Origin of the sequence: Catellatospora sp. KI3, from assembly GCF_029948125.1 — a bacterium.
In the GTDB taxonomy this organism is placed as follows: Bacteria; Actinomycetota; Actinomycetes; order Mycobacteriales; family Micromonosporaceae; genus Catellatospora.
Window position 1 is genome coordinate 202506 of the sequence record NZ_JASAMB010000005.1, and the last position, 14135, is coordinate 216640.

The window sequence follows — 14135 nt, forward strand, 5'->3', positions numbered from 1 at the left end:
TCCGGGCCGGACCCTGACCGGCCCCCGAGTGCCCGCTGGGTGACATCCCTGGCCCGGGGGCGATCGGGCGCGCGGGCGACGGTTCAGGCCGCCGCCGACCGGTCCGCCCCGGCGAGCGCGCCCGCGACCGTCGCCAGAAACCGGTCCATGACGTCGGCGCAGCCCGCCGCGCGGGCGGGGTTGAGCTCGCCGATCGACAGCACCCGGAACCGGGGGTCGGCGCAGGCGGCGGCGAGGGCGACGCCCAGGCTGTCCAGGGACGGGCCGCTGTTGCGGCCGCCGGTGCTCTCCGCCAGCGGGGCGTCGGTGAAGTCGAGCACGTCGACGTCGAGGTGTACCGCCAGCGGGCCGGGCGGCAGCGCGGCCAGGGCCAGGGCGACCTGCCCGGCCGGGTCCTCGGCGAGCGCGGTGTGCGGCGCCCACCGCAGTCCCAGCCGGACCGCCTGCTCCTGTTCCCAGTCGGTGGCCGCGGCGAACTCGACGCCCAGGTGGTAGAGGTGCTCGGGGCGCAGCAGCGGCCGCCGGGCCAGCGCGGACACCAGCTGCTCGGCGGCGTCGGGCAGGTCCAGCGCGTGGGCGGTGCCCATCCAGTCCAGGGCGCCGTCGGTGGTGCTGCGCGGGGTGTTCAGGTCGAAGTGCCGGTCGACGTAGAGGAGACCGGCGCCGGGGTGGTACGCGGTGAGGGCGTTCATCACGCCGAGGGCGATGGTGCAGTTGCCGCCGACGACCAGCGCGTCGGCGCCCTCGCGCAGGGCCGCGGCGACGCGGTCGGTCACGGCGGTGACGGACTCGACCACCGCCGGGAGGTTCTGCGCCCGCGGCCGGCCCGGGTCCGGCGACCAGACCTGCAGCGGCCCGTCGCCCCCGTCGCGGACGTCGCGGCCGGTCGCCCGCAGCCGTTCGAGCAGGCCGAGCTCCCGCAGCACCCGTACCGCCGCCTCCTGCCCGGGCGCGTAGCTCCCCGCACTGGTCGGCGCCCCGATCACCACAAGATCCCGCATGGGTGCAGTTTCGGGGAGACTGCGGCAATCGCGCGCCGGATTCGTGCACTTTCCCCGAAACCGCTGGGCGCCCCCGGCCTCGCGCCGGGCGGCGGCGTGGGTGCGGGTTCCGGGGGAACGCGCTGGTCGTTAGGGTGGCGGGCATGGGGTTCGACATCGAGACCGTCCGCGCCGCGTACCCGGCGCTGGGCGAGGGGTTCCGGCACTTCGACGCCGCCGCGGGATCGCTGGTCGCCGAGCCGGTGGCGCGCGCCGTGCACGGCGTCTACACCAGCGCGGTCGCCAACCGCAGTGACGCGTTCGAGCCCGGCCGCCGCGCCATCGGCATCGTCGGCGCGGCCCGCACCGCCGTGGCCGACCTGCTCGGCGCGGACCCGTCCGGGGTGGTGTTCGGCAGCAGCGCGACGTCGCTGACGTACCTGATGGCCCGTACCCTCGCCGCGACCTGGCGGCCCGGCGACGAGGTCGTCGTGTCCCGGCTCGACCACGACTCGAACGTGCGGCCGTGGGTGCAGGTCGCGGCCGAGGCGGGCGCGACGGTCCGCTGGGCCGAGTTCGACGCGGCCACCGGCGAGCTGCCCACCGGCCAGTACGCCGACCTGGTCAACGAGCGCACCCGGCTGGTCGCGGTGACCGCCGCCAGCAACGCCATCGGCACCCGCCCGGACGTGCCCGCCATCGCCGGGCTGGCCCACGCCGCCGGTGCGCTGGTCTACGTCGACGGCGTGCACGCCACCCCGCACCAGCCGACCGACGTCGCGGCGCTGGGCGCCGACTTCTACGTGACCAGCGCGTACAAGTGGTCGGGCCCGCACCTGGCCGCCTGCGCCGCCGACCCGTCGCTGCTGTCGGGCCTGCGCCCGGCGAAGCTGCTGCCCTCCAGCGACGCCGTGCCGGAGCGGTTCGAGTTCGGGACGCCGAGCTTCGCCTCGCTGGCCGGCGTCACCGCGGCGGTGGACCACCTGGCCGGGCTCGACTCGGGCGCCGCCGGCACGCGCCGCGAGCGCCTGCTGGCGTCCCTCTCGGCGGTACGCGACTACGAGGCGGGACTGTTCGCCAAGCTCGTCGACGGGCTGGCCGGGATCGACGGGGTGCGGCTGTGCCCGGCGCCGGAGGACCGCTGCCCGACGGTGTCGTTCCGCCTGCGCGACCAGCACCCGGCCGCGACCTCCGCGCTGCTGGGCGAGGCCGGGATCTGCGCGTTCGCGGGCGACTACTACGCCTGGGAGTACTTCACCGCGACGGGCCTGCGCGACTCCGGCGGTGCGGTCCGCGCCGGGATCTACCACTACACCACCGCCGAGGACGTCGACGTGCTGCTGGACGCGCTGCGCGCGGCGGCCTGACCCGATGGTCGCCGACCTGGTCGAGCAGCTGCGCGACGTGTTCGGCTGGGTCGGCCCGGTCGACGTGGCGGCCGGTCCGCGCGGCGCGCTGGGCCAGATCTGGCAGGTCCGGGTGGGCGCCGACCGGTACGCGCTGAAGGAGGTCCTCGGCCCGCCGCCCCCGCCCGCCCGGATCGCGGGCGAGCTGGCGTTCGCCGCGACGACGGGGGTGCGCGTGCCGCGCAGCCACCCGGCCCGCGACGGCCGCTACGCGGTGCCTGCCCCGAACGGCGCCCACCTGCGGCTCTACGACTGGATCGACCTGGCTCCCGCCACCGGCTCGACCCCGGCCGACCTCGGCGTCCTGCTCGCGGGCCTGCACCGCACCGCCCCGCCCCTCACCACCGAACTCGACGGCAGCCCACCGTCCTCCTGGTACGACCAGCCGCCCGCCGCGCACCGCTGGCCTGATGCGGCGGCCTCAGGCGCGCCGTGGGCGGACCGGCTCGCCGAGCGGCTGCGCGAGCTGCCGGAACTGTGCGCGGCCATCGGCCCGGCCGACCCCGCCCGGCTCGTGCTGTGCCACCGCGACCTGCACCCGGAGAACGTGCTGGCCGATCCGGACGGCACCCTGGTCGTGCTCGACTGGGACAACCTCGGCCCGGCCGACCCGTCCCGCGAACTCGCCCGGATCATGTTCGACTGGTACCACGAGGGCACCTCCGACCTGGTCGCCATGGGCGAGCTCTACCGGGCGTACCTCGCCGGGGGCGGCCCCGGCCGGGTGACCGGTCCGGCCGACTGCTCGATGCTGCTCGCGGGCCACCTGAACTTCCTGCTGAAGCAGGCGCGAGTGGCACTGGACCCGGCCGCCGAACCGCGCCACCGGGCCTGGGCCGAACGGGAGATCGACGAGAGCCTGCGCCTGCTGCCGGACCCCGGCCAGCTGTCCGCCGCGCTGGCGTACCTGCGGGACGTGCCGGCGGGCCGTTAGCGCAGGCGGCGGATGACGGCGACGACCTTGCCGAGGACCACGGCGTCGTCGCCGGGGATCGGCTCGTACGCGGGGTTGCAGGGGACCAGCTCCACGTGGCCGCGGGTCACCCGCCACACCTTCACGGTGGCCTCGCCGTCGATCATCGCGGCGACGATCTCGCCGCTGTGGGCGGTCGGCTGCTGGCGTACCACCACCATGTCGCCGTCGCAGATGGCGGCCTCGACCATGGAGTCGCCGCGTACCCGCAGCGAGAACAGGGTGCCGTAGCCGACCAGGTCGCGGGAGAGGGTCAGCTCCTCCTCCAGGTGCTCCTCGGCCAGGATCGGCCCGCCGGCCGCGATCGTGCCCAGCAGCGGAACCTTGACCGGTGGTTCGGTGGGCGCCTGCGGGACGCCGGACTCGTCGACGGGGACGCAGACGGTCAGCGCGCGGGGGCGGCCGCGGTCGCGCTGGAGCAGGCCTTTGCGTTCCAGCTCGCCGAGCTGGTGCGACACCGACGAGGTGGCGCTCAGGCCGACGGCGCGGCCGATCTCGCGCAGCGTGGGCGGGTAGCCGCGCTTGCCGATCCACTCCTGGATGACGGCGAGGATGCGCTGCTGGCGCAGGCTGATGTCCGTCCCGTCCGCCAAAGTCCTACTCTGCACCGAAAGCACCTTACCCTGACCCACTCCCGGCGCCGATCCCGACACCCGAACCCGTCCCCGTCCGGTCCCGGTATATCAAGATCGCGCAAGTCGCCCGGCAACCGGGCGTATCTTGGGCGCCCTTTCGCCCACCTGCCCGGCGACTCGCGCGATCTTGGGGGGTCGGTGGGCGACGGGATTGGTTCGGGGTTTCTAGGATCTGGGGACTGTCTCAACACGACGAACGGGGGAACCCCTTGTCCAGCAACCTTTCCCGACGGGCCGCACTAGGCGGCCTCGGGCTCGGTGTCGCCGCCGCCGTGGCCGCGGCCGCCCCGGCGTCGGCCGAAGGCGCCGACGACCAGACCCGGGGCACCGGCCCCGCGCACCTGCGCCGGGTCTACCAGCGCCAGAAGACCAAAGCCGGAGGCGTATGGCACTCGCACGTCGCCCTGCGCGGCGCCGACGGCACCCTGGAGACCGTCGTCGCCGACGACCCGGACGCGGTCGTCGACGCGTACAGCGTCCAGAAGCTCGCCGTCGCCGTGGCGGTGCTGGACAAGGTCGACCGCGGGCTGCTGCAGCTCGGCCAGAAGCTCGACCTGCCCGCCGACCTCATCCTCGGCGGCAGCGGCATCTACCACCTGCAGACCGTGTGGGGCGACGACCTCACCATCGCCAACTTCCTCACCGCGATGCTGCTGGTCTCCGACAACACCTCGGTGCGCATGTGCGGCCGGGTGGCGCCCGCGCTGGAGATCAACGAGATCCTCGCGGCGAAGGGGTTCGTCGACACCCGGGTGATCCCGGTGGCCAACCCCAACCGGTTCTACCTCGGCAAGACCACCCCCGCCGAGGTGCACGACCTGCTGTGGCGCCTGGCGAACAAGACGCTGCTGTCGGCGAAGTCGTGCGACTTCCTGCTCGGCGTCACGCGCTGGGTCAACGGCTACCACGACGGCGTACGGCGGAACATGTCGTCGAACGAGCGCAGCCGGGTCGCGATCAAGTACGGCGCGGACTTCAACACGCTCGGGGCGGGCCGCCACGAGGTGGGCATCATGTTCGACAGCGCGGGCGCCCCCGCGGCCACGTTCGCGTTCTTCGCCGACTCGCTCGGCGGGCTGGACAATTACGGGGCCACCCACCCGGCGGTCGAGGCCCACGCCGTGCTCGGGCGGCAGCTGTTCGACTCCCTCCCGGCACCGGTGGCGGGCCTGGCGGCCCGCTCGGCCCAGCCGGCGATCGACCTGACGCCGTTCCGCGAGGTGAACGGCGGCTGACAGGCGAGCGTCCGCCCGGTCCCGGCCGGGCGGACGCACCGGTGACGGCGAGTGACGGTCGCCACTGGAAGAGTGTTCTTCTGGGCGAATGTCACCGGTTTGACCGGCTGGGAGTCGTCAGGGCAGCTCCGTCATGTGTGGCTGGATCGGGTCATCCGGTAGCCTGGGTAGAACCCGGTCGCCCGCCTGATCAGGCGCGACTGTGGTGCTTTCACATGGGGTAATCACGGCTCGGCGGCCGGAGGCCGTCGGCATGGCGGAAGGCGTGGCGTGGCCCAGGTTCTCAGCGAGGTGTCGCGAACGTTCAACGAATACCTGCTGCTGCCGAATCGGACGAGGACCGACTGCGCCCCGGGCAACGTCGACCTGCGCGCTCCGCTCGCGCGCCACCGTGAGGGCACGGTGTCCCCGATCGAGCTGCGCATCCCGTTCACCTCGGCGATCATGCAGGCGGTCAGCTCGCCGGAGCTGGCGATCGCGCTGGCCCGCGAGGGCGGACTCAGCTTCCTGCACCACAACCAGGCGATCGACGACCAGGCGGCCGCGGTGCGCCGGGTGAAGAACTTCAAGGCCGGATACGTCGTCAGCGACACGAACGTGCGCCCCGACGACTCGCTGCGGCACCTGCTCGAGATGATGCAGCGCACCGGCCACTCCACCGCCGCCGTGACCGAGGACGGCACGGCCTGCGGCCGCCTGCTCGGCCTCGTCACCTCCCGCGACTTCCACCCGCAGCGGCACAACCTCGACGGTCCGGTCAGCGGCCGCATGGTGGCCATCGCCGACCTGCCGCACGCGGGCAGCGAGATCACCCTGTCCGAGGCGAACCTGCGGCTGTGGGAGGAGCGCCTGGACTGCCTGCCCGTCCTCGACGGCGCCGGCAACCTGCAGCACCTGATCTTCCGCTCGGACTACGCCGACAACAAGCGCTACCCCAACCAGCTGGTCGACGGCGGCAAGCGGCTGCGGGTCGGCGCGGGCATCAACACCCACGACTACCGCGACCGGGTGCCGGCGCTGCTGGAGGCGGGCGTCGACGCGCTGTGCTTCGACTCCTCCGACGGCTACAGCGACTGGCAGGCCGAGGCGCTGACCTGGGTCAAGAAGAACTACCCGGACGTGCCGACCGGCGGCGGCAACGTCGTCGACGGCGACGCGTTCACATTCCTGGCCGAGGCCGGGGCCGACTTCATCAAGGTCGGCGTCGGCGGCGGCTCCATCTGCATCACCCGTGACCAGAAGGGCATCGGCCGCGGCCAGGCCAGCGCGGTGCTCGACGTGGCCGCCGCGCGCGACGCCTTCCTGGCCCGCACCGGGGAGTACGTCCCGGTCTGCTCCGACGGCGGCCTGGTGCACGACTACCACGTGTCGCTGGCGCTGGCGATGGGCGCCGACTTCGTGATGATGGGCCGCTACTTCGCCCGGTTCGACCAGGCGCCGGGTGCGAAGATCCCGACCCGCGAGGGCTTCGTCAAGGAGTACTGGGGCGAGGGCTCGCACCGGGCCCGCAACTGGCAGCGCTACGGCCAGGGCGGCAAGGGCCTGGTCTTCGAGGAGGGCGTGGACGGCTTCGTGCCGTACGCGGGCGACCTGCACGAGGGGCTGGCCACCACCACCGCGAAGATCAAGTCGACCATGGTGTCGTGCGGTTCGATCTCGCTGGCCGAGTTCCAGTCCACGGCCCGGCTGACGCTCGTGTCCGAGCAGAGCTTCCAGGAGAGCCACGCCAACGTGACCGTCCGCGAGACCGCGGGCACCAGCATCTGACCTGGTAGGACGGTGGACGGCCGGGCACGCGGACCGCGTGCCCGGCCGTTTCGTCTGCTCAGCCCGCGTAACCGTTGCTGGTGTAGGTGCGCGAGAACGTGCCCGGGATGGTGAAGTACTCCGCCGACAGCTTCGCCGGGTTGGTGGCCAGCTCGCCCCGGCCCGGCAGGTCGTTGCCGTCGTCCCAGCCCCACGGGGCGTTGGCCGAGTTGGTGCCGCACCCGAACGTGCCCGAGCCGCAGCCGCCGGTGGTGTCCCCGGCGAACGTGCCGTAGCTCGCGAACAGGGTGCTGTTGCCCCGCTGGGCCCACAGGCCGCCCGCGGCGAAGATGTCGATCAGCTGGTACCGCACGTCGCGGTCGTTGCCGCTGCTGGGCACCTCGGCCACGGTGGACGGGTAGTAGACGATGCCGTCACCGTCGATGTTGTACTGCGGGTAGGCCTTCAGGCCGTGGCCCTTGGCCTCCTGCGCGGTGACCGGGTGCTGGAACGAGTCGTGCGGCGAGGCCGCCAGCTGCAGCGTGCCGTCGATGCTCTCCCGGCCGCTGGTCCAGTTGCTGCCGCTGGGGGCGTACGAGAAGAAGTCGGTGTGCGCCACGGTGACCGCCGAGCGCAGCACCCCGTAGGTCGAGCCGTCCTTCTCGACGGCCAGCAGCACGCCCTCGCCGTCGTTCTCGTGCTCGGTCTCGAAGAACGGGTGGTCCACCCAGTCGCGCGGGTGGAAGAAGAGGTAGGTCAGGTACCAGTGGCTGCTGGTCTCCACGACCGAGTAGTAGGCGTACGCGGCGAAGTTCGCGTTCGCGGCGCCCGCGTTGTCCCAGTTGTTGCGGCCGTTGAGGTCGCCGTCGAAGTCCACCTTGGTCAGGTAGTCGGACTTGCCGCCCAGGGCGTGGTCGCCGGTGGCGTCGACGTCCTGGTAGTGGATCGGTGCCCAGCGCAGGGCGAGCTGCGCCGGGGTGGCGGCGGCGTGCGCCGGGGTGGGCGCGAGCAGCCCGCCGGTGACCAGCGCGGCGGCGAGGGTGGCCGCGACGACGGTCCTGCGGGCGGAGGCGAGGGTGTCGAGCATCTACGCTCCCAGGTCGGTAGGAATAGACCGATGGGAATGCTAGGTGCTCGCGGCCGTTCGCAACATGACCGGACCCTGAAGATCGGGTGCAGTTTCGGGGAAAGTGCCGGGATCTCGGCTCGGATTCCAGCACTTTCCCCGAAACTGCAAAGCGGGCGGCCTCAGCCCGCGAACACGACCGCCCGGCCCGCGACCGTGGTCGCGGTGACGGTCGTGGCGGGTGCGCCGGTGTCGACCGGGAGCATGGAGCCGTGCTCGCCCGCGACGTGCACGCGGCCGCCGATGACGGTGTAGACGTGCTGGAAGCCGCCGAGGTCGACCGCCGCGAGCGCGTCGGCGGCGCCGGAGATCCCCGTGTACCGGTTGACCCAGCCGGTGTCGCTGCCCGCCATGTAGACGTTGCCGTGGTCGGTGCTGTACAGCAGGGTCGTGGCGCCGGTCCGCAGCGCCGCGACGGCGGTGGCCGGGATGCGCAGGTCGGTGTCGGTCCAGCCGGTGGCGCCGCCGGTCGCCTGGTGCACCGATCCGTTCACGACGGTGTACAGCACCGGGTCGCCGTCGACGGCCACGGCCGACAGGGCCGTCGGGCTGACGCCGAAGACGCCGGTGGGCACCGGCCGCCAGCCGTCGTCGCTGCGCGCCTCGTATACGGCGCCGTCGGCGACGACGTAGACGTGGCGGACGCCGCCGAGGTCCAGGGCGGCCAGGGCGGTGCCGGCGAACCCGGTCAGGCCGGTGTACGCGGGCAGCCAGCCGGCGGAGCGGGTGGACTCGTACACCTTGCCGTCGGCGACGGTGTAGAGGACCGTGTCGGCGCCGGAGCCGATCGCGGCCAGCGCGGTGCCGGTCACCGGGGCGGCCGCGCCGACCGGCTGGGCCTGCCAGCTCTTGTCGGCGCGCAGTTCCCGCACCGGATGCCCGCCCTTGCCGCAGTTTCCGCTGGTCAGGTGCTGATCGGGGGAGATCGGTCCGGCCACGTGCAGCGGGCCGGTGGCCACGCTGCCGTCGGAGGTGATGCCCGAGGCGACCCCGTCGAACCAGGCTTCGGTCTTGGTCCCGTCGAGCAGCTGCTCGTAGTGCAGGTGCGGGCCGCTGGAGTTGCCGGTGCTGCCGACCTTGCCCAGCTGCTGCCCGGCCGTCACGACCTGGCCCTTGGCGACCAGCGGCGACTCGACCATGTGCAGGTACATCGTCTCCCAGCCGCCACCGTGGTCGACGCGCACGTGCCAGCCGCCGCCGTTGCCCCAGCCCGCGAAGACGACCCTGCCCGGAGCGGAGGCCAGGATCGGGCGCCCGAGGCTGCCGCCCGGACCGTCGAAGGTGAAGTCGATGTCGTAGTCGTCGTGCCCGCTGTACGTCGACAGCTGCCACGACTCGCCGCAGGGGAACGGCAGCGCGAACAGCGGCCGAGGGGTCGACGCCTCGGCACCGGCGGAGGTGGCCACCCAGGTGCCCGCGGCGGCGAGGGTTACCGCGCAGGCGCCACCGAGGACGCGGACGAATTTCTTGTGCAAAAGGGAGCCTTCCGAGAGGGATGCCGCTCACGCGGCCACGGAGGATCCATGGTAGCCACTCACTTCAATATCGACATGTTCGACGATACGTACACGATCGTGTGCGGAACGCCCACGATCAGGTCCACATGCGCAGCAGCCAGTAGCCGATCGCGCCCAGGCAGTAGAGCATCAGGACCAGCAGGCCGAGGATGAGGGCGTGGCCGACCAGGGCGGTCACGACCGTCCCGAAGCCGCGATCGACGGCGCTGATGCTCTGGTCGCGAGGGTGGTAGCGGATCTCGATGCCGTTTCCGACCCGCGGCTCGCGGAAGCCGACGTACACCTTCCGGTTGAACGAGTACCCCGAGAGGGTCCGGCCCGACACCCGGGCGCGGTAGGACCAGCCGGCGTCGGCGTCGTACTCGGGATAGACCTCCTCGACCACGGCCGTGACCACCTCGCCGCTGAGCCGCAGCCGCCAGTCCAGCCAGTACGTCCGCGCCAGCGCGTAGGACCCCCAGGCCAGCAGGACGACCGCCGCCACCGCGCCCGCGCCGAGCGCCACCGGCCCGACCTCCCGGCCGCCGTGGTCGGTCATGTTGCGCAGCGCGGTGGCGAGCCCGCCGCACAGGCACACCGCCGCCAGCAGGGCGATCACCACGCAGCCGATCCGGCGGCTTCGGCTGGGCGGCTTGGGGATGTCCCCGTATCGGCGATCGTCGTCGACAGTCACGGGTACATGTTTCTATGCCGGGGCAACCGGTGCGGTGACCGGGCCTAGCGGGGGCAGCGGCCGGGCGTCGCCCCGAGCGGGCCGCTGACGTACCCGACGGTGTCGCCCCGGCGCAGCCGCGCGCCCGGGGTGCGGTCACGCCAGCAGGCGGCCCGCGTCTCGGCCCGCAGCTCCAGGTGTAGGTGCGGCCCGGTCCAGCAGTCCGGCCCGCCGGTGTCGGCGCCGCCCAGGTCGGCGACGGTGCCCAGGACGGCGCCGCCGGCGACCGGTGCGCCGACCCGCAGCTTCGGATCGCGGCGCAGGTGGGCGTAGGTGACCCGGCCCAGCAGGACCTGCTCGTGGTAGAGCCCGACGGTGACGAGGTCCCCGCCGCCCCCGGCCCGGCAGGCGTCACCGTCCACGATCTGCGTGACCGCGGCGGTGACGGCGCTCGTGCCGACCCGGAACACGACCGGGGTACCGGCGCCGACCCGCAGGTCCACGGCCCACTGGTTCATCGGCTGCGCCTTGCCCAGCCGGTGGTGCCCGCCCGCCGGGGTGGAGCCGGGCTGGTCCGCGCCGCCCCACCGCCCGGTGACCGGGCTCCCGATCGCGACGGCCGGATGCGCCGCTTCGGCGGCCGGGGCCGGGTTCGGTGCCTCGCCGGAGGCGGCCAGGTCGGTCACCGGCGGCGACGGCGCCTCGGTGCACCCCGCGGCCAGGACGGCAACCAGGGCGGCGACCGCGAGGGGCCGAACGGGCACGGGTCGGTCCTCCTGCTCTCGGGGCTGGGCCGGACCTCACCGTAACGACCGCGCGCACGCCCGGTCCGGCGGCGTCTGCGGTGGGTGACGCTCGGGCCGTCACACCTCATGTGGTGTGGTCACACCGCATGAGGTGTGACGCGTCGCGCGAGGGTCTCTCCCGGCGTCAGTCGGCCTGGGCCGGGTTGAACAGGTGGAACAGGATGTGGTCCTGCCAGCGGCCGGCGATGTTGAGGTAGCGGGGCGCGACGCCGAACGGCTCGAAGCCGTTGCGGGCCAGCACCCGGTGCGAGGCGGTGTTGTGCAGCAGCGTCTCGGCCTGGAGGCGGTGCAGGTCGAGCACGGTGAACGCGTGCGTGACCGCCTCGGCCAGCGCCGTGCTGGCCAGGCCCTTGCCGGTGTGCGCCGCGCCGAGCCAGTATCCGATGTGGGCGAACTGGGCCGCGCCCCGGACCACGTCGTTGATGTTGATGCGCCCGGCGATGCGGCCCCCGTCGGTGATGACCAGGGGAACCATGCCGCCCCGGGCGTACGCCTCGAGGTTGTGCTCCAGGATGAAGCGCTGCCCGGCGGCGGTGTAGAAGCCCGCCTCGCGGATCGGCTCCCAGGGGGCGAGGAAGTCGCGGCTGGCGCGTACCAGCTCGGCCAGTTCTTCGGCGTCGTCGAGCGACGCGATCCTGGTGATCGTCATCGGGCTACCGTAACCCCGGCCGCGGCGGCGCCCGCCGCGACCGGGGCACCGACTACATGTGCTGGATCTGGATCAGGTTGCCGCAGGTGTCGTCGAAGACGGCGGTGGTGACCGGGCCCATCTCGGTCGGCGGCTGGGTGAACACCACACCGAGCCTGGTCAGCCGCTCGTACTCGGTGTGCACGTTGTCGACGGCGAAGGCGGTGAACGGGATGCCGTCGTCGACCAGTGCCGCCTTGAACGGCTTGGCGGCCGGGTGGGCGTCGGGCTCCAGCACCAGCTCCACCCCGTCGGGGTCGGTGGGCGACACCACGGTGAGCCAGCTGTGCTCGCCCAGCGGGATGTCGTGCTTCTTCACGAAGCCGAGCACGTCGGTGTAGAAGGCCAGTGCCTTGGCCTGGTCGTCGACCAGGACGCTGGTGAGGTGGATTCTCACGGGTTCTCCTGCGCGGTGGGGCGGATCCAGCGGGTGCGGATCTGCTCGAGCGGTTGCGTGTTCAGGTGGTGGAACTTGTAGCGGCCCTGCCGGCGCACCTCGACCAGCCCGGCGGCCTCGAGCAGGTCCAGATGCTGCGAGATCGCCTGCCGCGACGAGGTGAGCTGGTGCTTCATGGCCAGGCGGGCGCACAGCTCGAACAGGGTCTGGCCGTCGCGGTCGGTCAGCTCGTCGAGGATCTTCCGGCGCGTCGGGTCGGCCAGTGCCTTGAAGACGTCACCCACGCCAGCCACTATAGGCAAGCATCTGCTTGCCTATCAAGCCGCCCACCTGTCAGCTCGCGGGATCGACCGTGGTGGTCTCGTCGAACGACAGGCGCGGCGTGTGGCCCGGCAGCGGGTGGTCCGGGTCGGCCACCCCCAGGCGCAGCACCACGTACGCGTAGCCGAGGTTGGACAGGATCCGGCGCATCATCGCCCGCGTCGCGTCGATCTCGATCACCTGGCTGTACGGCAGCACCGCCAGCCCCTGCAGCGTGGCGTGCAGCCATACCGCCGACAGGGCCTGGCCCGCGCGCAGCCAGGCGGCCCGGTCGTCCTCGGCGCCGAACAGCACCACGTACGTCGAGGCCTTGTCATGGCCGCCGCCGACCTCCAGCGTGCCGTGGCTGCCGAAGAAGCGCTCGCCGACGTCGGTCTCCGGCCGCTTGTCCGGGATCACCTCGGGCGGCAGGCCGGTGCCCTCGGCCCGGTCCGGGCCGGTCCAGCGGGCCGTCTCGGCCTGCCACGACGGCTCGCCCGCGGCCGCGTCCTCGGCGTGCGACACCGCCACGGCCAGCTCGGTGGCCTGGTCGGCGGTGAGCCGGTGCAGCTCCACCCCGACCGCGCCCGCGACGCGCCGCAGCTCCTCCAGCTGCTCGCCGGTGACCGGGACGTCGACGTTGGGGCGCCGGTCGGTGTGGCGCAGCTGGATCGCCTGCACCAGCCGGACCGCGTCGGCGGTGACCGGGGTGGTGCCGTCGACGGCCAGCGTCGCCAGGTGCTCGGGGTGCGCCGGGTCGGGCAGCGGGCGCACCGCGACCTCGTACCCCTGGGCGTGCAGCGCGACCTGCGCGTGGTGCAGCGCGGCACCGCAGCTGACCAGCAGCATCCGCTGGTCCGGGTCGGTGCCCGGCAGGCCGCGGGAGGTGTCGGCGAACAGGTCGAGGCGGTCGGGGTGCACCTGCCAGTGCCACGGCTGGGTGTTGTGGATGGACGGGGCGCGCCCGGCCGCCTCGGCCGCCGCGGCGTACGCGGCGGCGGGGGCGCGGTGGTGCGCGTCGTCGGACGTCGTCATCGGGTCTCCCTTGAGTCGCCTCCAGTGCACGCCACCGCCGCCTCCGGCACCGGAGGCGAAGGTGCCGCCGGCCCGGGACCTTGGTCCCGAACCGGCGGCCGTGCCACTGACTCAACGGAGCGCGCACCGGGCGCGGTGCGGTCCTCGGGGGCGAAAGAGCGCAGCTCAGCCGCGCTTCACCCCGGGCGGCCAGACGACGGACACCGGCACCCCCAGCCGCCGGGCGTAGGCCACCACGTCGGCCGTGCCGCCGTGACCGCGCGCGGGCTCCCCGTCCCACACGGCGACCAGCAGGTCGGCACCGCGCACCATGAACTCGCTGGCCGCCTGGTATGCCTCGGAGTCGGCGGTCGCGGCGGCCAGCCGGTGCACCGCGGCGGCACCGGCCAGTAGCTCGTCGTAGGCCGCCAGCGCGGACGCGGGCACCCGATCGCGGTAGTCGGCGGCCGGGACGACCGCCTCGACCACCCCGCCGAGCTCGCGCACCACCCGCGCGAACAGCTGGTCCGCGCCGTCGGCCAGGCAGGTCAGCCCGACCAGCGGCGCGTACGGCGGCAGCGCGGTCCGCAGCGTGTCCGCCACGAACCGCGCCACCTCGGGGGTCAGGTCCCGGTGGCCGGTGACCGCGACCCGGCTCAC

The 14135-nt window shown here is 73.4% G+C and carries 15 protein-coding genes; 4 read left to right on the forward strand and 11 right to left on the reverse strand.

Annotation, left to right across the window (positions count from 1 at the left end):
- Positions 1–83: 83 nt before the first annotated feature.
- Complete coding sequence (locus QEZ54_RS11195) at positions 84–1001, reverse strand: arginase family protein (protein ID WP_281304470.1); 918 nt, start codon at positions 999–1001, stop codon at positions 84–86.
- A 143-nt stretch (positions 1002–1144) separates the two neighbouring features.
- Between QEZ54_RS11195 and QEZ54_RS11200 the strand changes: the two genes are divergently transcribed.
- Both QEZ54_RS11200 and QEZ54_RS11205 read left to right on the forward strand, forming a co-directional pair.
- Positions 1145–2347, forward strand: coding sequence for a cysteine desulfurase-like protein (locus tag QEZ54_RS11200; RefSeq protein ID WP_281304471.1), 1203 nt, complete (start codon positions 1145–1147; stop codon positions 2345–2347).
- Between the two features lie 4 nt (positions 2348–2351).
- A complete protein-coding gene (locus tag QEZ54_RS11205; protein ID WP_281304472.1) occupies positions 2352–3320 on the forward strand; it encodes an aminoglycoside phosphotransferase family protein in 969 nt (322 codons plus the stop codon).
- Here QEZ54_RS11205 and lexA read toward each other — a convergent pair.
- Positions 3317–3967, reverse strand: coding sequence for a transcriptional repressor LexA (lexA, locus tag QEZ54_RS11210; protein WP_281304473.1), 651 nt, complete (start codon positions 3965–3967; stop codon positions 3317–3319). The two genes, QEZ54_RS11205 and lexA, sit on opposite strands and share 4 nt — an antisense overlap.
- Before the next feature lie 236 nt (positions 3968–4203).
- On the opposite strand from lexA, the gene QEZ54_RS11215 reads away from it, so the two are divergent.
- Positions 4204–5229: a serine hydrolase gene (locus QEZ54_RS11215; RefSeq protein WP_281304474.1), complete on the forward strand. Its 1026-nt coding sequence runs from the start codon at positions 4204–4206 to the stop codon at positions 5227–5229.
- 270 nt (positions 5230–5499) lie between these two features.
- Positions 5500–6996, forward strand: a complete 1497-nt coding sequence (locus QEZ54_RS11220; protein WP_281304475.1) for an IMP dehydrogenase — start codon at positions 5500–5502, stop codon at positions 6994–6996.
- A gap of 58 nt (positions 6997–7054) precedes the next feature.
- Here QEZ54_RS11220 and QEZ54_RS11225 read toward each other — a convergent pair whose 3' ends face one another.
- The 9 genes from QEZ54_RS11225 to QEZ54_RS11265 all read right to left on the reverse strand — a co-directional run bounded on the left by QEZ54_RS11225 (position 7055) and on the right by QEZ54_RS11265 (position 14135).
- The gene (locus QEZ54_RS11225; RefSeq protein WP_281304476.1) at positions 7055–8062 is read right to left on the reverse strand and encodes a hypothetical protein; all 1008 of its coding nucleotides are present in this window, start codon (positions 8060–8062) and stop codon (positions 7055–7057) included.
- A 161-nt stretch (positions 8063–8223) separates the two neighbouring features.
- Positions 8224–9507 carry a M23 family metallopeptidase gene (locus QEZ54_RS11230; protein WP_281304601.1) on the reverse strand — a complete coding sequence of 428 codons (1284 nt, stop codon included), beginning with the start codon at positions 9505–9507 and terminating at the stop codon, positions 8224–8226.
- Between the two features lie 187 nt (positions 9508–9694).
- Positions 9695–10291 (reverse strand): hypothetical protein, encoded by a 597-nt coding sequence (locus tag QEZ54_RS11235; RefSeq protein WP_281304477.1) that lies wholly within the window; start codon positions 10289–10291, stop codon positions 9695–9697.
- 44 nt (positions 10292–10335) lie between these two features.
- Positions 10336–11034: a hypothetical protein gene (locus QEZ54_RS11240; RefSeq protein ID WP_281304478.1), complete on the reverse strand. Its 699-nt coding sequence runs from the start codon at positions 11032–11034 to the stop codon at positions 10336–10338.
- Positions 11035–11200: 166 nt separating this feature from the next.
- Positions 11201–11725, reverse strand: a complete 525-nt coding sequence (locus QEZ54_RS11245; RefSeq protein ID WP_281304479.1) for a GNAT family protein — start codon at positions 11723–11725, stop codon at positions 11201–11203.
- 52 nt (positions 11726–11777) lie between these two features.
- Positions 11778–12161, reverse strand: coding sequence for a VOC family protein (locus QEZ54_RS11250; RefSeq protein ID WP_281304480.1), 384 nt, complete (start codon positions 12159–12161; stop codon positions 11778–11780).
- Positions 12158–12445 (reverse strand): metalloregulator ArsR/SmtB family transcription factor, encoded by a 288-nt coding sequence (locus tag QEZ54_RS11255; RefSeq protein ID WP_281304481.1) that lies wholly within the window; start codon positions 12443–12445, stop codon positions 12158–12160. Before QEZ54_RS11255 ends, QEZ54_RS11250 begins: the two co-directional genes overlap by 4 nt.
- A 49-nt stretch (positions 12446–12494) precedes the next feature.
- Complete coding sequence (locus QEZ54_RS11260) at positions 12495–13496, reverse strand: nitroreductase (protein WP_281304482.1); 1002 nt, start codon at positions 13494–13496, stop codon at positions 12495–12497.
- Between the two features lie 165 nt (positions 13497–13661).
- Positions 13662–14135, reverse strand: a complete 474-nt coding sequence (locus QEZ54_RS11265; protein ID WP_281304483.1) for a hypothetical protein — start codon at positions 14133–14135, stop codon at positions 13662–13664.